Source organism: Sorangiineae bacterium MSr11954, from assembly GCA_037157815.1.
Classification (GTDB): domain Bacteria; phylum Myxococcota_A; class Polyangia; order Polyangiales; family Polyangiaceae; genus Pendulispora; species Pendulispora albinea.
Genome location: CP089984.1, coordinates 11,125,953 through 11,146,174 on the forward strand (window position 1 = coordinate 11,125,953; position 20,222 = coordinate 11,146,174).

21 protein-coding genes are annotated in these 20,222 nt (G+C 67.8%); 11 read left to right on the top strand and 10 right to left on the bottom strand.

Annotated elements, in window-relative coordinates:
* Positions 1–57 precede the first annotated feature (57 nt).
* Positions 58–1,662, bottom strand: a complete 1,605-nt coding sequence (locus tag LZC94_43650) for a hypothetical protein (GenBank protein WXB14707.1) — start codon at positions 1,660–1,662, stop codon at positions 58–60.
* A gap of 228 nt (positions 1,663–1,890) precedes the next feature.
* Between LZC94_43650 and LZC94_43655 the strand changes: the two genes are divergently transcribed.
* The 3 genes from LZC94_43655 to LZC94_43665 all read left to right on the top strand — a co-directional run bounded on the left by LZC94_43655 (position 1,891) and on the right by LZC94_43665 (position 4,085).
* The gene (locus LZC94_43655; protein WXB14708.1) at positions 1,891–2,187 is read left to right on the top strand and encodes a hypothetical protein; all 297 of its coding nucleotides are present in this window, start codon (positions 1,891–1,893) and stop codon (positions 2,185–2,187) included.
* 198 nt (positions 2,188–2,385) lie between these two features.
* Entirely contained in the window at positions 2,386–3,258 is an 873-nt protein-coding gene (locus LZC94_43660) for a DUF692 domain-containing protein (protein ID WXB14709.1), read from the top strand.
* A complete protein-coding gene (locus LZC94_43665) occupies positions 3,255–4,085 on the top strand; it encodes a DNA-binding domain-containing protein (protein ID WXB14710.1) in 831 nt (276 codons plus the stop codon). Before LZC94_43660 ends, LZC94_43665 begins: the two co-directional genes overlap by 4 nt.
* A gap of 94 nt (positions 4,086–4,179) precedes the next feature.
* On the opposite strand, the gene LZC94_43670 is transcribed toward LZC94_43665, so the two are convergent.
* On the bottom strand, positions 4,180–4,800 hold the full coding sequence (locus LZC94_43670; GenBank protein ID WXB14711.1) for an AgmX/PglI C-terminal domain-containing protein: 621 nt from the start codon (positions 4,798–4,800) through the stop codon (positions 4,180–4,182).
* 110 nt (positions 4,801–4,910) lie between these two features.
* Here LZC94_43670 and LZC94_43675 point away from each other — a divergent pair, with 110 nt between their 5' ends.
* Both LZC94_43675 and LZC94_43680 read left to right on the top strand, forming a co-directional pair.
* The gene (locus LZC94_43675; GenBank protein ID WXB14712.1) at positions 4,911–6,590 is read left to right on the top strand and encodes a serine/threonine protein kinase; all 1,680 of its coding nucleotides are present in this window, start codon (positions 4,911–4,913) and stop codon (positions 6,588–6,590) included.
* The gene (locus LZC94_43680) at positions 6,587–7,123 is read left to right on the top strand and encodes a hypothetical protein (GenBank protein ID WXB14713.1); all 537 of its coding nucleotides are present in this window, start codon (positions 6,587–6,589) and stop codon (positions 7,121–7,123) included. The genes LZC94_43675 and LZC94_43680 overlap by 4 nt, the downstream gene beginning before the upstream one ends.
* Here the strand turns inward: LZC94_43680 and LZC94_43685 are convergent.
* Positions 7,110–7,685, bottom strand: a complete 576-nt coding sequence (locus tag LZC94_43685) for an HNH endonuclease (protein WXB14714.1) — start codon at positions 7,683–7,685, stop codon at positions 7,110–7,112. The two genes, LZC94_43680 and LZC94_43685, sit on opposite strands and share 14 nt — an antisense overlap.
* A gap of 178 nt (positions 7,686–7,863) precedes the next feature.
* Between LZC94_43685 and LZC94_43690 the strand changes: the two genes are divergently transcribed.
* Genes LZC94_43690 through LZC94_43700 form a run of 3 tightly spaced genes read left to right on the top strand, consistent with a single transcriptional unit; the run spans position 7,864 to position 10,016 of the window.
* A complete protein-coding gene (locus tag LZC94_43690) occupies positions 7,864–8,424 on the top strand; it encodes a cytochrome c maturation protein CcmE (protein ID WXB14715.1) in 561 nt (186 codons plus the stop codon).
* Between the two features lie 4 nt (positions 8,425–8,428).
* Positions 8,429–9,031, top strand: a complete 603-nt coding sequence (locus tag LZC94_43695; GenBank protein WXB14716.1) for a hypothetical protein — start codon at positions 8,429–8,431, stop codon at positions 9,029–9,031.
* A gap of 10 nt (positions 9,032–9,041) precedes the next feature.
* Positions 9,042–10,016, top strand: coding sequence for a hypothetical protein (locus LZC94_43700; protein ID WXB14717.1), 975 nt, complete (start codon positions 9,042–9,044; stop codon positions 10,014–10,016).
* A gap of 52 nt (positions 10,017–10,068) precedes the next feature.
* Here LZC94_43700 and LZC94_43705 read toward each other — a convergent pair whose 3' ends face one another.
* Positions 10,069–10,572, bottom strand: a complete 504-nt coding sequence (locus tag LZC94_43705) for a DUF4920 domain-containing protein (protein ID WXB14718.1) — start codon at positions 10,570–10,572, stop codon at positions 10,069–10,071.
* Positions 10,573–10,636: 64 nt separating this feature from the next.
* On the opposite strand from LZC94_43705, the gene sppA reads away from it, so the two are divergent.
* Positions 10,637–12,373 carry a signal peptide peptidase SppA gene (gene sppA / locus LZC94_43710; protein ID WXB14719.1) on the top strand — a complete coding sequence of 579 codons (1,737 nt, stop codon included), beginning with the start codon at positions 10,637–10,639 and terminating at the stop codon, positions 12,371–12,373.
* On the opposite strand, the gene LZC94_43715 is transcribed toward sppA, so the two are convergent.
* The 4 genes from LZC94_43715 to LZC94_43730 all read right to left on the bottom strand — a co-directional run bounded on the left by LZC94_43715 (position 12,311) and on the right by LZC94_43730 (position 15,739).
* Positions 12,311–12,994 (bottom strand): TetR/AcrR family transcriptional regulator, encoded by a 684-nt coding sequence (locus LZC94_43715; protein WXB14720.1) that lies wholly within the window; start codon positions 12,992–12,994, stop codon positions 12,311–12,313. The two genes, sppA and LZC94_43715, sit on opposite strands and share 63 nt — an antisense overlap.
* Before the next feature lie 51 nt (positions 12,995–13,045).
* Positions 13,046–13,897, bottom strand: coding sequence for a hypothetical protein (locus tag LZC94_43720; protein WXB14721.1), 852 nt, complete (start codon positions 13,895–13,897; stop codon positions 13,046–13,048).
* A 298-nt stretch (positions 13,898–14,195) separates the two neighbouring features.
* The gene (locus LZC94_43725) at positions 14,196–14,621 is read right to left on the bottom strand and encodes a (deoxy)nucleoside triphosphate pyrophosphohydrolase (protein WXB14722.1); all 426 of its coding nucleotides are present in this window, start codon (positions 14,619–14,621) and stop codon (positions 14,196–14,198) included.
* A gap of 2 nt (positions 14,622–14,623) precedes the next feature.
* Entirely contained in the window at positions 14,624–15,739 is a 1,116-nt protein-coding gene (locus tag LZC94_43730) for an FHA domain-containing protein (GenBank protein ID WXB14723.1), read from the bottom strand.
* A 159-nt stretch (positions 15,740–15,898) separates the two neighbouring features.
* On the opposite strand from LZC94_43730, the gene LZC94_43735 reads away from it, so the two are divergent.
* Complete coding sequence (locus LZC94_43735) at positions 15,899–16,474, top strand: peptidylprolyl isomerase (protein ID WXB14724.1); 576 nt, start codon at positions 15,899–15,901, stop codon at positions 16,472–16,474.
* Between the two features lie 85 nt (positions 16,475–16,559).
* Here the strand turns inward: LZC94_43735 and LZC94_43740 are convergent, their stop codons facing one another.
* Both LZC94_43740 and LZC94_43745 read right to left on the bottom strand, forming a co-directional pair.
* Complete coding sequence (locus LZC94_43740) at positions 16,560–17,474, bottom strand: CHAD domain-containing protein (GenBank protein ID WXB14725.1); 915 nt, start codon at positions 17,472–17,474, stop codon at positions 16,560–16,562.
* Complete coding sequence (locus tag LZC94_43745) at positions 17,474–19,174, bottom strand: ribonuclease J (GenBank protein WXB14726.1); 1,701 nt, start codon at positions 19,172–19,174, stop codon at positions 17,474–17,476. The genes LZC94_43740 and LZC94_43745 overlap by 1 nt, the downstream gene beginning before the upstream one ends.
* Positions 19,175–19,297: 123 nt before the next feature.
* On the opposite strand from LZC94_43745, the gene LZC94_43750 reads away from it, so the two are divergent.
* Complete coding sequence (locus tag LZC94_43750) at positions 19,298–20,221, top strand: ArsA family ATPase (protein WXB14727.1); 924 nt, start codon at positions 19,298–19,300, stop codon at positions 20,219–20,221.
* Position 20,222: the final 1 nt, after the last annotated feature.

A 20,222-nucleotide genomic window follows, 5' to 3' on the forward strand; every position in this document is an offset into this window, starting at 1 on the left:
TAAGACATCCGTCGGGTTGCACCCGTATGAGCGGGCTCTTCGGAATTGCCGTGGACGTTACGCGCCAAGGTACAATTTGAGCGCTTCAGCCGCTGCCCGCCGATCGAAGGGGACCGAGGCGAGCTCGTCGCGGCGGCCGATCTGCTCGAACAGGTCGACCAAGAACTCTTGGAACTGTTCGGCCTCTGCAATGGCCCGATGGAGCCGAGCGGGCTCGAGCAAATCCGTCTCCTCGAGGGCGGTCATGGCGCTGACGAACGCATCGATACGCGGATAATCCGCCGTTCTCAGCAGCGGATACCCCATGGCCCGGAAGTAGGCGAGGAACTCGCGCACGAACTCCAGCGGCGATACCCCGCTCCAGCGCACTTCGCCGGCGGGGACCGCGCGGGCCTTCTGCGCAAAGGCGCGGACGATCTGCGCGAACATCCAGACATCGCGCCGCAAACGCTCCGAGAGGTTGCGGCGCGCGGCATGATCGTCGAAGACGCCTTGGGCCTCGAGCCGCGCACCGAGGGTCGCGCAGAGAAAGAGAATCCCGTTCTGGAGCGCCGGCCGCAAGGTGTGAATCACTTGCAGGGTCGCGCGCCGCACGTCGCCCTCGGCCACGGAGAACTCGGGCGCGGGGAAGTCGTGCTCGAAGGCGCGGCGCAGCTCGAGCCGCAGGTTGGCGGCGAGGCCCTCGAGGGATGCTTTGATGTCGAGCAAGCGATGGCCGTCCGCCAAGAGCGACTCGTAGCGCTGCCCGATGCGGCTGGCGGGCACGTTGAAGAGGTCGCGTTCGTAGCCCTCGGCGAGCAAACGGCCGGCGCGGTGCCGCAGATGGCTCGTGAGCGCGCGCGCGTCGGAGCGAAGGACGCTCATCACCAGGTAGATGATCCCCGTCGTACGCCGCGGCTCGCGCGGATCGCGGGTGGTCGCCTCGAGCAGGCCGAGGTAACGCAGCATGCGAAAGAGCGACAGGAACGTGAGGGCGATGAGCCTTCGCGCGTGATCCTGGGTGACCGAGCGGGTCAGCTCCAAGATGCGCTGGTTGGTGATGCGGTCGAACTCCGGCCGAAACTCCAAGGCCGAGAGCGAGTTGAAGTAAACCGACTGCGCCACCTCGCGCTGCGCCACGCCGAGCATCGCGTAGAAGGTGCGGAAGGGAACGCGGGGCAGCCGGGAGATGCCGCTGGCGACCTCGATGAGATTCGTCATGGCATGGCGCATCACGAAGAGCGAGCCGGCGGGGGAGTCCTGCGTCAGGTTCTCGGAGACGAGCCGCGAGCGGGCGCCGTCGTCGGGGAGCACCGTCTCCAGGTAACGCTGAAAGACGAAGGAGCGCTCGCGATCCATGAGCAAGGTGCGGCAGAGCACGATGATGCGCCCCATGGCCTCGCGGACGAGCGCCACCGGCTCGCGAAAGTCCTGGGCCACCACCGGCGTCCGGCGGGGTGCACCGGGGTGGTTGCGGGGATTGGCGAAGCAGGCGAGGCCCTTGAGCAGGATCTCCAGCTCGAACAGGTGCTCCTCTTTGCGCTCGGCCGAGAGCTGTGAGAACCACGCTTCGCGCGCGTGCGCGTGCTCCCGGCGCAGGCCCCGCGTATCGCGGAGCAGGTCGGCGTAAGCGTCGCGGTCACCCGGGGCGCGGGGCGGAACGAGCGAGGTCGTGTAGGCCACGGAAGAGACGAAGGATACCACCAGTCGCCTGCGGCCCGTCTGGATCGCGGCACGTTCTCGGAGCGGGTAGGATAATCGATGGAAAAAAGCACCACGGGAAATTTGTGGCCTCCCACCGGGATACCTCAGTAGCCTTGGCGCGTATCCTCGGACGAACTCGGCCCGAAACGACTCGGCCGAGATGCAGAGGATTGAACCGCGGCTTCGCGGGCAATGGAGGATGATCACATGAAGATCGGCAAGGTTCTCGCGGTGTCTGCTGTTTCCGGAATCTTGATGGGCGTCGCGGGATGTGGAGGCGAGAAGGCAGCAGCCGCCCCCGCGGCCGATCCCGCAACGACCTCGAGCGAGAAGACGAGCTGTGGCGGCAAAGACGGTTGCTCCGGAAAGGCCGCCCCCGGCTCCGCGGCAGCGCCCGCCGGCTCCGCAGCGCCGGCTGCGGGCTCGGGCGAAAAGCACAAGTGCGGCGGCAAGGATGGTTGCGGCGCCAAGAGCGGCACCACCACCACGCCCAAGGTGAACTGAGCTCCTTCTTTTTCGAGTAGTCCGCTCGCCGTCGCAGTCAATGTCACGTAGGGAGGCAAACGAGCCTCACCGATACATGGCGCGATGGACTGCGACGGCGAGCATCATCACGTGCAACGTGGCGCCTCCTACGGGCGCACTCGTGCGCACACCCGAAGGACGGACGGACGGAGCCGGCGAGCAAGCATTCAGGGGCATATGAGCTTTCGTGACAGGCACTCCATCGGGGATCTCGGCGTCGGCGTCGGCGCGCGGGCGAAGCACTATCCGCAGATCCTCGGGCCGGACGATCCGAAGGTCGATTGGTTCGAGATCATCAGCGACAATTTCCTCGTCGGCGGAGGGGCTCCCCAGCGCAACCTGGAGCGCCTGCTCGCCCGTTACCGGGTCATTCCCCATGGAGTTTCGCTTTCCATCGGCGCGAGCCACCCGCTCGATCGCGACTACCTCGGGCATTTGAAGGCGCTCGTCGCCCGGATCCGGCCGCCGTGGGCGTCCGATCACCTCTGTTGGAGTGACGTGCCCGGCGCCAATCTGCACGATTTGTTGCCGCTCCCATATACGCGCGCGGCGCTCGCGCACGTGGTCTCCCGGGTGCGGGAGGTGCAGGATTTCCTCGAGGTGCCGTTCGCGCTCGAGAACGTGTCGAGCTACATGACGTACCGCGCGAGCACCATGCCCGAGTGGGAGTTCCTCGCCGAGGTCGCGGAGCGCGCCGACTGTGGGATCCTGCTCGACTGCAACAATGTGTACGTGAGCTCGTTCAACCACGGCTTCGATCCGAACGTGTACATCGACGCCATTCCGGCCCATCGCGTGGTGCAAATTCATTTGGCCGGCTACACCGATCGGGGAGCCTATCTGCTCGATACGCACTCGCGACCCGTCGCCGATGCCGTGTGGCAATTGTATCGAAGGGCCATCCGCCGCATCGGGCCGACCTCGACCTTGATCGAGTGGGACTCGGATCTTCCCGACTTCGACGTCCTCGTCGCCGAGGCCTCCCGGGCGCGCCGCATTCGCGACGACGTCTCCGCCTCGGAGCGCGCCCTCACGAAGGTGGCTTCGTGACCGCGAAGACGCCGGCGGCTCCGGGCGGCGCGTCGCTCGAGTCGTTGCAAGCGATGCTGGCCGAGGCCATCCTGGCCGAGCGTCCGCTGGCGGAGGAGCCCGAGCTGCGGTCGCGCGCCGAGCGGGTGGCGACCGGCAATGGGCGGCTCTCGCCCGCCGACCAAGTCGAGATTTACCGCGAGCAGTTCTGGCTTCGCCACGAGGGCTCGCTCGAAGAAGATTATCCGACATTGCGGCATTTGCTGGGCGCCGAGGGCTTTCAGGAGCTTTGCCGCGCCTATTTGCGGGCGCACCCGCCGCGGGGCTTTTCCTTGCGCGATCTGGCCGGCGCCATGCCACGCTTCGTGACGCGCACCGCGCCGTATTGGGAGGACGCGCTCCTCGCCGATTGCGCGAACACGGAGTGGGCGTTCATCGAAGCGTTCGATGCGCCGGATGCTCCGCCCTTCGACCCTTCCGTTCTCACGAGCACCGACGAAGATGCCTGGGCGGGGGCTCGTCTGGTGTTCCACCCGTCGGTGCGGTTCCTCGCGCTTTCGTATCCGGCGCACGAGTTTCGTGCGGGCGTGCGGCTCGGCGAGGAGCCGGGGCGCCCCAAGTCGAAGCGGACGTATTTGGTCGTGCATCGGGCGAACGATGCCGTGCACTGCACGCCCGTGGAGCCCATGGCGTTTGCGCTTCTGGAGCGGCTCGCGCGCGATGTGCCGCTGGGGGAAGCGTGTGAAGCCGTGGCGGCCGCCGATGAAGATGCGGATATCGAGGCGAAGATCGCGCCTTGGTTTCAGGCGTGGGTGGGGGCGGGGTGGATTTGCGAGGTGCGGGTTTGACGTCGCCGCTCTTCGTGTGACGCCGCCCTCACGCGACCCCACCCTTTAGCGCGACGCCGCCCTTTAGCGCGACGCCGCCCCTAGGGTGCAGCGCTTATTTCGACGGTGGCGTTGCCCGTTGGGCGCCGCGGGGGTGGAAGTTGAATGGGTAGTGCATGCGCGACTCGAACCCCTTGGGGCTCTCGGCGAATTTGATCTTTTGGATGATGGCCACGATGCACTTGCCCAGGCTCTCGTCGTGGATTTGGCTTTTGGCCTCGTCGACGGAGGCGTCGGTTACCACGCCCTTGGGGTCGATGGTCCACTTGACGTCGAGATCGCCCTCGAGGCTCGGGTTGCGCTTGAGTGCGTCGTCGTAGCATTTGCGGGCGTCGTCGCGGCGGGCGCCGATGATGGCTTGGACGTCCTCGCGTCGGCGGCCGACTTCGCCTTCGGCGCCGGGCTTCGGGGCGCCCGTGCCTTTGGTCTCCATGGTGGTGGTCGACGTGGTCGTCAGTTTGGCGCCTTGGAGATCGCCGTTGCTGTTGAGCGTGGAGGTCGTGGTGGTGGTGGGACCGGGATCGACGGGTGCAGCGGGCGGGGCCGCAGCGGTGGCGCTGCTGGAGCCGGGCTCGCCGGAGGGGCTCTTGGGCCCGTCGGCGGCGCCAGAGGATCCGCCGCATGCTGCAACGAGGGACGAAACGAACGCCATGGTGGCGAAAAACGGAGTGCGCATGGGAAAACCTCCGACAATACCGGACAATCTCGGGTCTCGGATGAGCACCATGCTATCACGAAGGTGGACGCGGCGGACTCCCTGCCGCATCATGCAGATGGGTCGGGACGGTGCGAAAGATCCCTTCCATCCCGCCGTTGCGCGGACGCTCCAAGCCACCGCCGCTTCCCTCGGTTGGCGGGTCGAGCTCCGCGCGCCCGGCCGAGCTGCCGCGCGCGGGTACGTACGAGCTCTTGTTGGATCTGGCCTCCGGCGGCATGGCCACCGTGTTCCTTGCGCGCGCCCTCGGCGCGGGGCCGGATACCCCGCTGGTCGCCATCAAGCGACCGCATCGGCACCTCGCCAAGGACAAGAGGTTCCTCTCGATGCTGCTCGACGAAGCGAGGCTCGCGTCGGCCATCGATCACCCCAATGTCGTCAAGGTGCGGGAGCTCGCGTTCGAGCAAGGCGAGCCCTTCATCGTCCTCGACTACGTGGAGGGCGCCTCGCTCTCCGAGCTGCGCAAAGAGCTCTCGGCCGCCGAGCGCGCCCTCGATACGCGCGTGGCCGTGCGCATCGTGCTCGACGCGCTCGCGGGGCTCCACGCCGCGCACGAGCTCACCGATCCCACGGGCCGCCCGCTGGGCATCATCCATCGCGACGTCTCGCCGCACAACGTGCTCTTGGGCTCGGACGGGCGGGTGCGCCTGACCGACTTCGGCATCGCCAAAGCCGAAGATCGCATGCAGGAGACGCGCACGCACGAGGTCAAAGGGAAGCTCGCCTACCTGGCACCCGAGCGCATCGACCGGCGCCGCACGTGCACGAAACAGAGCGACATTTTCTCGATGGCCGTGGTCCTTTGGGAGTGCCTCGCCGGAAGGCGCCTGTTCCGCGGTGAGGAAGCCCTCGATACCCTGCACGAGGTGATGGAGGCGCCCATCCCGCGCCTTCGTCAGCTCGGCGCCGATGTCCCCCTGGCGCTCGACGAGGCCATCGCGCGCGGCCTCTCCCGCGATCTCGCCAGCCGTTATGCGACGGCGGCCGACTTCGCAGAGGCCATCGAGCGGGCCGCGGGGCCGGCCAACGTGGGAACCTGCGCGGACGTGGCGCGGGTCATGGCGGCGGTGTTCGGATCGAGCCTTCGGCACCGCCACCAGGAGATCCGCACGGTGCTCGGCAGCGACGAAATGGCGAACCGTTTGCTCATGGCGACCGGCATCACCCCGCGCACCGCGCCGCCGCCCGGCACCCCGCGAACGAACCCCGCCCTCTACGCGGCCGTCGCCCCGCCCGCGCCGAGCGAGCGTTACGCCTACGGCAATGTGCGGGACATTTTGCCGTCGGGTCGCGGGCGGAAACGCTCGTGGAAAACGATCGGCGCCATCGCGGTCGGCGGCATCGTGGGCGGCGTAGGGGTGCTCACCTTGTTCTCGAGCCTGCGCGCACCTCGCGACCCCGAGGCTTCACCGAGCACCGTGCTGCCGTCGTCATCGCCGCCGTCGTCCCCCTCGTCCCCGTCATCGCCGCCGTCCCCGACACCGTCCCCGACACCGTTGCCCGAGCCGGCCATGATCCCCTCCGCGGCGATGGGCGCGGCGCCCGCGGGCTCCCTCGAGGCGAACCGGCTCGCGAGCGACAGCGAGAGCCTGGAGCTCCCCTTGTCGGCAGACGACCTCCCCGCCTCGCCGCCGTCGTCCTCCTCCACACCCAGCGCGGGAACGAAGCCGGCCCACGAGGGGAGCAAGCCACGGCCCGGACACCCTCCGCAGGTGGGGACGAAACGAAACGGGTTCACCAAGCTGAAATGACCGCACGCGAAGGCGCCCGACGGCTCTTCTCCCGCGCTCTTCTCGTGCTGACGCTCGCGACCTGCGCGGGTCTTCCCATGGCCGCGTGCCAGGACGAGCTCCTCGCCACCACGCCCTGCGGCGCCATTCCCACCGGCGGATGCCCCCGACGCGGCGACGCCTGCCGCGATGCTACCTGCGCGGCGCTCTACACCTGCTCGGCCGATGGCGCCTGGACCCGCGTTCAAACATGCCCCGCCCGCGACGGCCGCGCGGACGCGGCGCCCTCCGACGCGGCACCCCTCGACGCGACGAGCGCCGATCCATCCGACGGATCCGCCATGTACCGCGATGCGAGCGCCCTCGACGTGCCCGGCGCCTCGGGCGGACCGGGTTGCCGCGCCCTCGAGCCGCCCGACTGCCCGCTGGGGCGCATGGCGACATGCCCGGAGGATCGGTGCTGCGGCTGCGAAGAGCTCTTCGTGTGCCGTGGCGGCGGTTGGGAATCGTGGGGCGTCTGCGAAGGCGGCCGGTTGGTCGCTAACTCGCCTTGAGGAACGGATCCCACTCTTTGTAACGGGAGCTGGCGCCGAGCAGGAGCTGCGCGCAGGTGGACCATTTGGGCCGGAAAGGGCGGCGGGCCAGGCGCATGTTGGCTTCGTCGGGCGTCTTCCAACCCTTGCGCAGGTTGCACACGCGGCAGGCGGTGACCAGGTTTTCCCACGAGTCCATGCCGCCGCGGGAGCGCGGTAGCACATGATCGATGTTGAGCTCGCGCAGCGGCGGGCGCTTGCCGCAGTACTGGCACTGGTGCGCGTCGCGGAACATCAAGTTGCGGCGCGTCAGTCGGACGGTCAGCCGCGGGGTCCGGTCATAGCGATGTAGGTGCAAAATTCGTGGCACCCGCAGGTGGCCACCGACGATGGGAACCGCGTCATCCTGCGCGCGCACGGGGAGCATGCGCCAGGTGTCGAACGCGTGTGTTTCGCCATCATCGTCGAGTGCGTGCGCAGCGTCTCCATAAAGGAGGACGAATGCGCGGCGTGCTGTAGTCAGCTGAACAGCCTCGAAATGTCGGTTTAGCACCAATACCGGAATCGTGAGCACGTCGCCCATGACCAAGCCACTAGGAGTGTAGCACGCACGTTCGGAGGCGCAGGTCCCACGCCGGGAATCGATGGACTTTCCGATCGAAAGTCGGCGCCTTTGATGCGCCCGGGCCCAATCCAGGTGCTAGAAGGTATGCAAGTCGGTTTGACGGTTGAACGCTTGGGGCTAAATTCGGACGGCGAACATGGGACACGACCAACTCGAAGGCAACGACGCGGAAAAAGACGATGGCCTCGAGGTGCCCATTCGCGAGGGCCGTCGCGGTCGCGCCCCGAAGGTCGACGAGCAAGCGCGCAAGCGCGGCGTTTTGATGGTCGTGGGCATGGTCGGGCTCGGTGGTCTGCTGGCCGCGGTGTTCCTCACGCAAATGAAGGACAACGCGATCTACTCGAAGCCCGTGGATGAGCTCGTGGCCAACAAAACGCGGTTCGCAGGCCGCCCGGTGCGCGCCGAGGGGAACCTCGTTCACGGCACCTTGGTGAAGCGCGAGCAGCCTTGCGAGTACCGCTTTACGATCACCAAGAATGGCGTCGATGTGCCGGTTCGGTTTCCTCAGTGTGTCGTGCCCGACACCTTCCGGGACGTGCCGGACATGGATCTCGGGGTCACCGTCGAAGGGGAGCTCCGCGCCGACAACACCTTCGAGGCGACCAACGTGCTGGCGAAGTGCCCGAGCAAATACGAGATGAAGGAGCGCGCAGGGCGCGGCGAACAAATGCCGCACGCGCAGGTGAACGGGACGTAAATCCGTGACGGGTCCCATCGGCTGGATGGCCGATTACGCCGCACGACACGGCTTTCGCTACGAGCCCGACGCCGACGAGCGCTGGATGCGGGCGTGGGAGCCCTACACCACGGTGAAGGTGCCCACCCGCTACGAGCATGCCCTTCAAGCCACGGGCGATCATGCCTCGATGACCCTGGCTCGCATGGTCATGTCGTTCGAGACCGTGCACGCGGGCGTGACGCACACCCATGAAGCCTCTGCGTGGATCGCCATCGCACAAGACGTGCGCATGGACTCCGTGGCCGCCGCAACCTCGGACCCCGGTCGCACCTTTGGTGAGTCGTTCGACCTGGTGAGCATGCCCCGCCGCCCCACGGGCGATCGCGTGTTCGATGGCAGCTTCGCGACATTTTCGCCGACCGCTGAAGAGCTTGCACGCGCCATCGGTCCGAGCTTGCGCAAGCTCGCATTGGGTTGGCGCATTCCTCTGCACTTCGAGCTTCGCAAGGGGGGATTCGTGATCGCCCCCGTTACCCTGGCGCCCAACGCCGAGGGGCTCTCGTGGTTGGTGCATGCGGTGCATCTTTTCAGCGAGAAGGCAACCAAGCACCGTGCATCCGGGTAAAGTACAGCGCATGCGCTTTTCGCTTCGCCCTTTGGCGTTGACGATCTTGCTCGCGAGCACGGTGGGCGTCCCTGCGTTTGCCCAGCAACCGCCCGCGCAAACCTCCGATCCTGCTCCGGGTCCGAGCCCCGGCGCGCCCCCCGCGTCTCCGTCCACCGGTTCCCCCGTCGGTGGTTCCTCGCTCACGACGTCCTCGCTCACCATTTACCCAGAGTGCAAGAACAACCCCACCGAGGCCGAGAGCGAGGCCGCGCACGGTGCTTACCTCGCCGGCAAGGGATCGTTCGACGAGGCCGACTACGTCACCGCCGTGACGTATTTCAAAGACGCCTACCGCCGCGATTGCACGAAGCACGAGCTCCTGAACGCGCTCTCGCGCGCCTACGAGCTCAAAGGCGACCGCGCGGAGGCCATCAACGCGCTCGAAACCTACCTTCGTCGCGTCCCCCCGAACGCCCCCGGCAACGACGCCATCCAGCGCCGTCTGGTCGCGCTCAAAGCACAATCCACCACCGCCTCCACTCCGCCGCCGACCCCCGTGCCCGCGGGCCCCGCATCGACGGTGTCCCCCGCAACGACTCCCCCCGCGCCCTCCGATCCGGTGCCGGATCGACCCGCATCGACGCACACGGTCTACCCGTGGATCGTCGCCGGCGGCGGTGTGGTGCTGATCGCGGCCGGCGTTTCGGTGTGGGCCATCGGCACGAGCCAGATCAATGCGTCCAAGGACGACGCCAAGGCGGCCAAGTGCGATGGTACGCGCTGCCCCGAGGGGGTCGACGTAAAGCCCTTTCAAGACAAGAACGACAGCGGCGCGACCAAGCGCGGCATCGGCTTTACGCTCATGGGCGTGGGCGCCGCCGCCGTGGCGGGCGGCATCGTCTGGCACTTTCTCGAACCGAAGCTGTCGCCATCGCGCAGGGTGCAAGCGCGCCCCGATCTCGGCCCGGGCTATGCGGGCCTCTCGCTCGGCGGCTCGTTCTAGGCGGCTGTTCTAGGCGGTTTCGTTCTAGGCCGCGCGTTCGACGCGCGACGGGCTACAGCAACTCGACGCCGGTGGCATCGAGCTCGAGCTGGGCGCCGGTGGTGGACATCTCGTCGCACTCTTTGCCGTCTTTGGTGAGCACGATCGTGCCTTGCACCTTGGCTTGTTTGCCGCTCGAGGACCGGGGAACGAAGAACGCGTGACCGTGCATGCGAACATTCGCGTGCTGCTGCGTGTCGACGATTTCCATCCAGCAGCCGCGCTCCTGGCAGACGGCGCGGACGGTGCCGGTGGTGGCGATGGTCTTGCCTTTGAACGAGGCGGGGTTCTTTGCAACATCGGACAAAGAGACGAGTTGTGCGGTGACCGGCTCACCCAGCTTGATGGCGGCGTTGGTCTCGCGCGCGGTCTCCGCCTGGGCGGTGCGCTCCGCGCTATGCGCATGGTTCGCCTCGGCCGCGTGCGTGGGCTCGGCCGCCGGATCCGCGCTCATTTTGCAACCGCCGGCGCCGAGGGCGAGCGCCAGAAAAATCACCCGCCATGAAGACGTACGCATGGCTACCTTTGTAGCACGGATTTACCCGGCGAGACGGCCTCGTCGGCGTCCGTGAGATGGTCGAATGCTCTTCATTCTTCGTTTAATCCTGCAGTTCTTCCGTCTTCTCGTGTGGCCGCTGGCGGTGTTGCGCCGGCGCAAAGCGGCGCCCCCGAGGGCGTACGTGCACTTGGAGATCGATGGGGCGGTGACCGATGTGGCAGGGCCCAAGCGCCCATGGGAAGCGTGGGTCCGCAAGCCTGTGCTCACCCTTCACGGGGTGGCGGAGTTGATCGATGCGCTGATCGACGATCCGAACCCGCGCGGGCTCTTGGTCACCTTGAAGTCGCTGCGCGCGGGGATGGCCACCGCCACCTCGCTTCGCGCCCAGCTCGCGCGGCTTCGCGACGCCGGGCGCGAGGTCGTGGTGCTCCTGCCCTTGGGCGGCGACACGCGCGAGTTCTATGTGGCCACCGCCGCCACCCGCATCTTCGTGGGGCCGCGAACCGCGCTGTCGCCCATCGGATTTGCCATCAACGCGCGCTACGTGCGCGGCGCGCTCGAAAAGGCGGGCCTCACCCCGGAGGTCTTCGCGCGCGGCACCTACAAGAGCGCGGGCGAGACGTTCGTGCGCGACTCGATGAGCGAAGCGCAGCGCGAGCAGATGGAGGCGCTCCTGGCTACGTTCTACGACGAGCTGGTCGACGCCGTGGCCGAGGGACGTCACCTGGACGTGGACACGGCGCGCGCGCGCATCGATGCTGCCCCCTACACGGCGGCCGACGCCGTTTCGGCAGGGCTGGTGGATGACACGGCGTACGAGGATGAAATCGCCGACAAGCTGGGCGGCTCCGAGGCCGCGCGAGTGGTGCCCGCGGCGCCGTATTTGCGGGCGCGCATGGGGGCTCGGCTGGGCCCGATTTTGCCGCAGCCGGTCATCGGGGTGGTGCGCGTGCATGGTCCGATCGCGGGGGACAACCCGCTGCACATGTCGTCGGTGGCCAGCGACGAGGCGATCATTCAAGTCGTTCGCCGCGCGCGGCAGGATCCGGCGGTGCGGGCGGTGGTGCTCCACATCGATTCGCCTGGCGGAAGCGCGCTGGCCTCCGATCGCATTCACCACGAGCTGGTCCGCTTGGCCGCCGAAAAGCCGCTGATCGCCTGTATGGCCAATGTGGCCGCGAGCGGCGGATACTACGTGGCGGCGCCCGCGCACGTGATCGTGGCGGAGCCTACGACCGTGACGGGATCCATCGGCGTCATCGCCGCGCGCTTTACCCCGGAGCCGCTGCTCTCGCGCCTCGGGATCCACACGAGCAGCCTGCGGCGCGGCGCGCACGCGGGGTTGCTGGATCCGGCGGGGCCGCTCACCGACGACGAGCGCGGCGCGATCGAGAAGGAGATCGACGGCATCTACCGCGGGTTCGTTCAGGTGGTGTCCGACGGGCGCAAGAAGACGGTCGATGAGGTGCACGCCGTCGCGGAAGGACGGGTGTGGGTCGGCCGCGATGCGCGCACGCGGGGCCTGGTGGACGAGCTGGGCGGCTTCGAAACGGCGCTTCGCCTGGCCCGCGAACGTGGGGCCGAGGGACGCAAGCTCGCTCCGCGGCTTTTGCGGCCGCCGCGCTCCCCGCTTCCTCCGCTCTCGGCCGAGCACCGCGAGCGGCGCGTGGCGCGCGCGGCGTTTGCGCCGGTGGTGCGGCTCCTCGGTACGCTGGGGGTGGAGCCGAGCGCGCTGGTGCAGGGGGTGGTGCTGGGATCATCCCGCGAGCGGGCGCTTCTCTGGTTCGAGCTCGGCGGGTACTTTTCGCGGGTCGACTGAGTCGTTCGGGCAGGGTTGCTTTTGCAGCCCGCGGAAGGCCACCGCGACCAGCGCCTCGGCGTGCAAATCGTCGAGGGGCGCATGGCCGACCAGGTGGCGATAAATCATGGGGCCGAAGATGAGGTCCAGCGCGAGATCGACCTCGATGTCCTCGCGGAGCTCGCCGCGGGCCACCCCGCGCTCCCAGATGATCCGCACCTCCTCGCGCCGCGAGCGCAAGAACCGCTCGCGGAACAGGGCGAGAAACTCGGGATCGCTTTGCCCTTCGGCGATGAACTGGCGAAACATGGCGCCGTGCGGGGTCGCGTAAAAGCGAATCACCGACTCGAGCTCCAACGTGAAGTCATTGAGCGCCGAGCCCGTGTCGGGCGTGGGGACGCTCCGCCTCATCGAGGAGAGAAATGCGTCGAGGGCGACGAGGTTCTTGTTCGGCCACCACTTGTAGAGCGTGGCCTTGCTCACGCCTGCGCGCTGCGCGATGGCGTCACACGTTACGTCGCGGAGGCATTTCGTCTCCAGCAGCTCCATCGTGGCCGACAGGATGGAGCTCTCGCAAACATGGCTGCGTTGGCGTCCGCGCGGCTTCGGCTCGGTTTCGGGGATGGATGCTGTCTTCGCCATGATTGAAAACTGTACGTTTAGTTTCTGGTTGTCGCAAAATTTTTTTAGGACTTACGGAGACATGCGGCGAGCCGAGCCGGTGCCGGCGGTCATGGCCGCGGGCGCGGGGATCGCGATCGGGCGAACGTTCGGGGAAGGCTCGTAGACGCTCGAGGGAACGTACGTCACCGTGGGGGCGGCCAGCTTGGCGGGGGCTTGCAGCGTGGCCGCGTTGGTGGCGGCGGGCATCGACAAGGTGAAGGGGCGGTAATTGGACGAGGGCTGGTACGAGGTCGAAGGGTCGTAGCTGGCGGTCGCGGTGCTCATGGTGGCGGACGTCGTCGTCGTGGTGGAGATGGGCACCGGCGCCGCGGCGACCTTGGTCGGCGCGATCAGAACGACGGGGCGATAGTTCGGCGAAGGCTGGTACGACGTCGAAGGATCGTAGCTCGAGGTGGTCGGCGCCTTCGCGGGGGCGGCCGGCGCCTTCGCAGGGGCAACCGGGACGGTGGCGGACGTCACGCTGGTGGTCGAGGTGACGGGGCCCGGCTTGGCGGCGGCCGTTTGCACGCTGCTACCGACGGCGCCGGTCAGGCTCACGGGCGGCAAGACGGCGAGGGGGCGCGAGTTGGGGGAGGGTTGATAGAAGCTCGAAGGGTCGTAGTTGGTCGACACCACCTGCGGCTTCGCAGCTTGCGCGGCGCGGGTTTGGGTGGCGGTTTGCGCGGTGCGGGTCTGCGCGCTGCTGCCGACGGCGCCGGTCACGCCCACCGGGGGCGCCACGGCGAGGGGGCGCGAGTTGGGGGAAGGTTGATAGAAGCTCGAAGGGTCGTAGCTCGTCGTCTGCGCGAACGCGCTGGTGGCGCTACCAACCAGGCCAAAGGTGAACGTGGCAACGAGCGAGGCGATACGGAACGAGTTCATGACGGCATTCTCCAAGGGTGATTCGAAACTGAACGTTTCGTTTCGGACAAGGGATAACCTAAACTGGACGTTTAGTTTGACAAGGCCTCGGCGAGTTTTTCCTTCGCTCGCGCGAGGCGAACCGGGTCCTCCCCGCACGAACGCGAAGCGAGCGCAACATGGTTGCGCACGCACGGTCGCAGCGAACGCGGCGGTGTATGCACGCAGCGTATGCACGCGGCCGCCCCGAGCGCGGCGAGGGCCGGCGCATCGAGCGGCGTTTCAGCGTGGAGGGTCGGTCTTGCCTAGGAGTACGCGGTCAGCGCGTCGAGGTTACGCCCAAAAGTGCATCCATCGATGCTTCGTCGGCGGGCGTGAACGGGTACTGATCGAACTCGGCGCTCAGCACCCACTTGAAGCCGTTCACGGCGCGCGGCTCCAAGGAGGGGGACATGAGCGTGCACTCGTACAGAAACAGATCGACCACGTAGTGCTCGTAGGGGTGGCTCACGAAGGAGATCAGCTTGCCGCACTCGATTTCGGCGCCGAGGCGGTGCATCACCTCACGGCGGAGGGCCTGCCCGTCGGTTTCGCCCGGCTCCACACGGCCGCCGGGGAACTCCCACATGAGGGGGAGAACCGCCGTGGCTCGCCGCTGGGTGATGAGGTAGCGGCCATCTTGCTCGAGCACGGCGGCAACGACCCGAATGGTGCGCGGCGCGGTCATTTGGCGGATCTCACTCACACTCACATGGTAATTCGGAAAAGCTGTTGACCCATTAGGAGCACGTCGCCGTTTTGCACCTCCACTTCCTCGCGGAGGCGGAGAAAGGTGCCGTTCGAGCTGCCGAGATCCGTAAGCGTCAACTTTCCCCCCGCGTAAGCCAGATGGCAATGTAGGCCGGAGACGTAGCCGTCCTCGGGGAAAAGGATGTCCCCGCGCTCGCGCCCCAGGTGCACCCCCGCTTCAGGAACGGGGAAGGCATTGCCGGTGGTGTCGCGCCCGATGATGAGCGCGATGCGGCCCACGTAACCCTTGGAGGGAGCTCCCAGCCGTTCGACGCCGTCGGGCGAGGGGCTAAGGGGGTTGAGCGGTTCGAAGCGGATGATCTCCTGCCCGATGCGAAAGATGTCGTTTGCCTGGAGCTCGACGGGGGCGTCGCGCAGAAGTTTGCGGTACACGCCATTGAGGGAGCCCTCGTCGCGCACGTGCAACCTCGCGTTCGCCTGCCGGAAGCTCGCGTGGCGCGGCGAGAGGTAGCTGTCGCCCGCAAAGATGCCGCCGGTGTCGCGGCCCACCGTCGTGTTCGGCGAGGGCAAGGTGAAGTTCCCCGCCTCGCTGCCATCGGCGCGAAGGGCCGTGAGGGTGATGCTGCCCGAAACGGCGGGCGCGGGTGCCGGCACCGAGCGCGCCACCGGCGCGGCGCCCAGGCGAAAGCCGCAGGAGCCGCAAAAGACGTTGTTGGCCGCGTTCATGTGGCCGCACTGCGGGCAGCTCATGCTTCCGCCTGCCGCGCCGGGCGGCGGGGTTTGCGATGGGGGCGAGGCGGCAGGGGCAGCGGCCATCGAGGGAACCGAGGGGGCCGGCGCGGCCGATTGCGCCATGGGCGGGGGGGCGCCGGTGGGAATGGACGCGACTTGCTGGATCGGTTGCGTCTGCGGAAGGGAGGGTCCCGAGCCCGGCGCGCCTCCGCCTGCCGCGGCCGCGGGGATGCGCCCTGCCGAAGCGGCTTTTACGCCGTGCGGCGGTGTCGACGACGAAAAGGCTTTCGGGGCCGCTTCACGCGGGAGCTCTGCACCGCAGCCGAGACAGAACTTGTAGTGGTCCTGGTTCTCCTTGCTGCATTTCGGGCAAACAATCACAAGGGCCTCCCGAGCTCATAGGCGAGGGGTGGGTCCGTGCTACATGCACGGGACCGTCCGGTTATGCTGAATTGAGTATCCCGCGGTCGGCCGAAGGCGGTCAAGCGCGTGAAGACGGCCAGGCTTTCGGTCCGGGGAGCCTCGTGATAGCACCCCAGCATGCCCCAAGCCCAATTCCACCCCATCGAAGTCCCCGGATCCGGAAAGCTCTACGCTCGTTTTGTCACGAGCGAAGGCAATATCGTCGTCGAGCTCGAGGAGGAGCGCGCGCCGAACACGGTGAAGAATTTCGTAGGCCTGGCCACCGGCAAGCAAGAATGGCAGCACCCGGGCGACGGAACGCCCCAGAAGGGCGTCCCTCTGTACGACGGCACCATCTTCCACCGTGTGATCCCCGAGTTCATGATCCAGGGCGGCGATCCCCTCGGGAAGGGTATCGGCGGGCCTGGCTACAAATTCAAAGACGAGTTCCACCCGCAGTTGCGCCACAATAAGCCCGGCATTCTGTCGATGGCCAACTCCGGCCCCACCACCAACGGCTCGCAGTTCTTCATCACCGAGATCCCGACGCCGTGGCTGGACGACAAGCACTCCGTCTTCGGCCACACGGTGGCCGGGCTCGATCTGGTCAAGAAAATCACCCACCTGCCGCGCGGCCGCAACGACAAGCCCAACACCGACGTCGTCCTCACCAGGGTCGAAATCTTCCGCAGCGACAGCGTCCCCACCTCCTGATCGATACGCTTCGCCGAAGCCTGGACCGCCTCGGGCGATCTGGGCTTCGCCCTCGTTCCTTTGGCTCGAGGCCCGCCTCGGGCCGTTAACGTGCAAGTGCGGGTGCAGGTGCCGGAGGCTCGCCCGCGCCATTTGGCGGCAGGGGAGCGCGCAGCGCCTCGAAGGCGGCCACCTTTTCCGCGCGCCGCGTCGAGAGCTCGCGCAGGATGCGTGTTCGTACGGTGGCCGGGAGGGCGTGCTGGCGCTGCATGACCACCAGGGCGACGTCGAGATCGTGAACGTCGCCCAGCACTTTTTGTAGCTTCACGGCCGGCTTGCGCAGCGCGCGCAGGGGCTCGGGCAGCGCCTCGTCGAAGAACTCGACCGTGTAGCGCAGTTGTTTGCACGCGATGCGCAGCGCGTGCAGCTCCTCGGGCTGGTACTTCTCTTTGCGCGCCAGGCGCTCGGCGTTGGTGAGCGCCACCTCCACCTTGCGGCGCGCGAACCACTGGAGATCGCGCTCGCGTTTCGGGTGGACGGGCAGGATCAAGAGCGCGTGGAGCATGTCCTCGGCGTGCGCCAGATCCTTCGAGGAGACGCGGGCGATGACCGTCCTTCGCAGGCCCCGCGCGCGCGTCGCCCGGCGCTTCTTCCACGCGTCGAAGGCCGGGTGCCGGACGGTGAGCGCCGCGAAGGTCTCTTCGAGCGCCTCCTCGTCGCGCAGCGCGCCCGTGGCCCGATGGATCTCCACGAAGGAGGTCCGCACGGCGTCGGCCAAGTGCCGGCTGTAGAGCGGGCGCGCGAGCTTCAGCAAGGTGCGCAGCTGGCGAAGGTACACGCGAAAATCGTGCACCGCCTCCGGATCGGCGCCGGTGATGATGCGCTGCGCGCCCTCGCGCACGCCCTCGTCCAGCGCGCGCAGCTTCGCGCCCACGTGCGCGCTGGCCGGCACCAGCGGGTGCGGCTCGGGGAGATCGGTGGCGACGTGCGCCAGCTCGGGGAGCGGGGTGGTTCCATCCATCAGCGTGAGCCCTCCCCGCTGCGCTCGCGCGGCGAGCCCGGGTCGTCGAGGTGGTGCACCGACACCACGGTGAGCGGCTTGAATCCCAGCGCCTTGAAGAGGGTCCGGCGCACCGCGAGCCGCGCGGTCTCCGCGATGGTCTCGTCGCTCGTGCGCGCCACCTCCCGCGCGAGCTCCTGGCCCACCGACGCCACCACCTCGCGCCGCGTTTGCGTCACGATCTCTGCGTCGAGCGACTCGTCGAGCACGCCGCGGGTGGTCACCTTCACGTCGTGCACGCCGGAGCGCCCGAGCAAAACCACCACCACGGCGCAGCCCGACTCCGCGAGCCATGCGCGCTCCCGCAGCGCCTGGGCGGGGATGCGCCGCCCGGCAAAGGTCGGCACCCGGCCCGTGAGGACCCGGTCTCTTCGCACCAGCCGCGGATCGGCCGCCTCGCCCTCGCCGCGCGCGACCTCCACCACGTCGCCGTTTTCGATGACGCAGACGTCCGGCACCCCGCACTCGCGCGCCAGCTCGGCGTGGCGCATCAAGTGGTGAATGGTCCCGTGCACGGGGATGAACGTCTTGGGGCGCACCAGCTCCAACATGCGCCGCTGCTCACCGCGGTGGGCGTGCCCGCTCACGTGGATGTTGCGATCGGTCACCCGCGTGCGCACCACCACCCCGCGCCGCAAAAGCTCGCCGATGACGGCGTACACCTCGGGCTCGTTGCCCGGGATGATGCGGCTCGACAGGGCGACCACGTCGCCGGGGTCGAGCTTGAGATACGGGTGCTCCCCGCGCGCCAGCCGGGCCAGCGCGGCGCGCCCTTCGGCCTGCGTTCCCGTGGCGAGGCCCAGGATCTTCTGGCGCGGCAGCTCGTTCACGCGCTCTTGCGGGAACACCAGATCGCTCGGCCAATCGAGGTAGCCCGTGTCGTGCGCCACGCGCGTGTGCGTCAGGATGCTGCGCCCCAAGGGCACGATGCGCCGCCCGGTGCGGCGCGCGATGTCGCCGAGCATGCGCAGGCGGTGCACGTTGGATGCGAAGAGCGCGACCACCACCGCGCCCGGGGCCTCGGCCACGATGGGCTCGAGCGCATCGCCCACCGTTTGCTCGCTGCCCGCGCCGCCGTCGGAGTCCACGTTGGTGGAGTCGGAGAAGAGGAGCGCGGTGCCCTCGTCGCCGAGCTCGCGCAGGCGCTCGTGGTCGAAGACCTCGCCGTCGGGCGGGTTGTCGTCGATTTTGAAGTCGCCCGAGTGGACCACCAGGCCCGCGTCCGTGCGGATGGCCAGCGCGGTGGCGTCGGCGATGGAGTGCGTCACCCGCACCGGCTCGACCTCGAAGGAGCCGACCGGGTAGCGCGTGCGCGCCCGGGTCTCGATCAAGCGGGCGTGCGCCAGCACCTCGTGATCCGTGAGCCGCTCGCGCACCAAGCCGAGGGCGTAGGGAGGGCCCCACACGGGGACGTCGAAGCGCCTGAGCAGATAGGGGAGCGCGCCGATGTGATCTTCGTGGCCGTGCGTGATGAAGACGCCCGCGATGCGATCGCGGTAGGCGTCGAGCGCGGAGAAGTCGGGGTGCACCACGTCGATGCCGAGCCCTCGGTCGTCGAAGGTGATGCCGCAATCGATGAGCAGCACCTGCCCGCGTTGCTCCAGCGCCAGGCAATTCATCCCGATCTCGCCGAGCCCGCCAAGGGGAAACACGCGTAGCATCAGCCGTTCCCCCGACCGAACTCCCAGCTTAGCCTCCGGGCGGCCTGTGCGCGGGACCCGGAACCCGACGACGAGGTTCGCGGCCGGTTACGCCTTTTGGTGGAGTAGGGTAAAGATGTGGCGGTGTCGGCTTTCGAAGACAAACGGTTTCTCATCGTGACGGGCAAAGGTGGCGTCGGCAAAACGACGGTCGCCGCCGCCGAGGCCGTGGCTCTGGCGGCCAAGGGCAAGCGCGTGCTCGTGGCCATGTGCAACGCCAAAGAGCGGCTGTCGGTCATGCTGGGATCGGACCTCGTCGGCGAAGAAGTGTCGGAGGTCGCGAAGAATATCTGGGCCGTGAACATGAACCCCGAGCGAGCCCTCGAGGAATACGGCCTGATGACCCTCAAGTCGAGGGTGCTCTACAATATCTTGTTCGACAATAAGTACGCCCGGAGCTTTTTCCGAGCGGTTCCGGGCATGAGCGAGTGGGCCATGCTCGGAAAAGCGTGGTGGCATACGACCGAAACGCGAGCCGACGGCTCCCCGCGGTTCGACGTGGTCATCCTCGACGCGCCGGCCACCGGGCACGGGCTCGATATGCTGCGGGTCCCCAAGGTCATCGTCGACGTGGTGCCGCCCGGGCTCTTGCGCCGCGACGCCGAGCGCGCGATGGAGCTGTTTCGCGACCCCAAGTTTTGCGCGGTCATCCTGGTGACGTTGCCCGAGGAAATGCCCACCACCGAAACGATCGAGCTGGCGGCGGCGCTCACCCAGGAGCTCGGCATCCCCATTGGAAAGGTGGTCGTCAACGGGGTGTTGCCCCCGCTCTTCTCGCGCGAGGAACGTGCCGAGCTAGAGCGCGCCATTTCTCCATCCGACAAGGTGCGCAACGCGGGCGATGGATCGATCGTCGCGGGCCGCGATCGTGCTATCCGTGAGCGCGTCCAAGCGGCGAGCCTCGCCCGATTGTCGCGCGAGCTCCCCGTGAAGCCGGCGTTCCTGCCGCTGCTTTTCGATAACGCTTCCACCCCTCACGCGATCCACGAGCTCGCCAAACGCGTGTGAC

Bases quoted from the DNA above. Each gene is read 5' to 3' on its own strand.
- LZC94_43655 (WXB14708.1), top strand. From the start codon at position 1,891: ATGAAGATCGGCAAGGTTCTCGCGGTGTCTGCTGTTTCCGGAATCTTG.
- LZC94_43660 (WXB14709.1), top strand. From the start codon at position 2,386: ATGAGCTTTCGTGACAGGCACTCCATCGGGGATCTCGGCGTCGGCGTC.
- LZC94_43670 (WXB14711.1), bottom strand. From the start codon at position 4,800: ATGCGCACTCCGTTTTTCGCCACCATGGCGTTCGTTTCGTCCCTCGTT.
- LZC94_43680 (WXB14713.1), top strand. From the start codon at position 6,587: ATGACCGCACGCGAAGGCGCCCGACGGCTCTTCTCCCGCGCTCTTCTC.
- LZC94_43685 (WXB14714.1), bottom strand. From the start codon at position 7,685: ATGGGCGACGTGCTCACGATTCCGGTATTGGTGCTAAACCGACATTTC.
- LZC94_43690 (WXB14715.1), top strand. From the start codon at position 7,864: ATGGGACACGACCAACTCGAAGGCAACGACGCGGAAAAAGACGATGGC.
- LZC94_43700 (WXB14717.1), top strand. From the start codon at position 9,042: ATGCGCTTTTCGCTTCGCCCTTTGGCGTTGACGATCTTGCTCGCGAGC.
- LZC94_43705 (WXB14718.1), bottom strand. From the start codon at position 10,572: ATGCGTACGTCTTCATGGCGGGTGATTTTTCTGGCGCTCGCCCTCGGC.
- sppA (WXB14719.1), top strand. From the start codon at position 10,637: ATGCTCTTCATTCTTCGTTTAATCCTGCAGTTCTTCCGTCTTCTCGTG.
- LZC94_43715 (WXB14720.1), bottom strand. From the start codon at position 12,994: ATGGCGAAGACAGCATCCATCCCCGAAACCGAGCCGAAGCCGCGCGGA.
- LZC94_43720 (WXB14721.1), bottom strand. From the start codon at position 13,897: ATGAACTCGTTCCGTATCGCCTCGCTCGTTGCCACGTTCACCTTTGGC.
- LZC94_43735 (WXB14724.1), top strand. From the start codon at position 15,899: ATGCCCCAAGCCCAATTCCACCCCATCGAAGTCCCCGGATCCGGAAAG.
- LZC94_43740 (WXB14725.1), bottom strand. From the start codon at position 17,474: ATGGATGGAACCACCCCGCTCCCCGAGCTGGCGCACGTCGCCACCGAT.
- LZC94_43745 (WXB14726.1), bottom strand. From the start codon at position 19,174: ATGCTACGCGTGTTTCCCCTTGGCGGGCTCGGCGAGATCGGGATGAAT.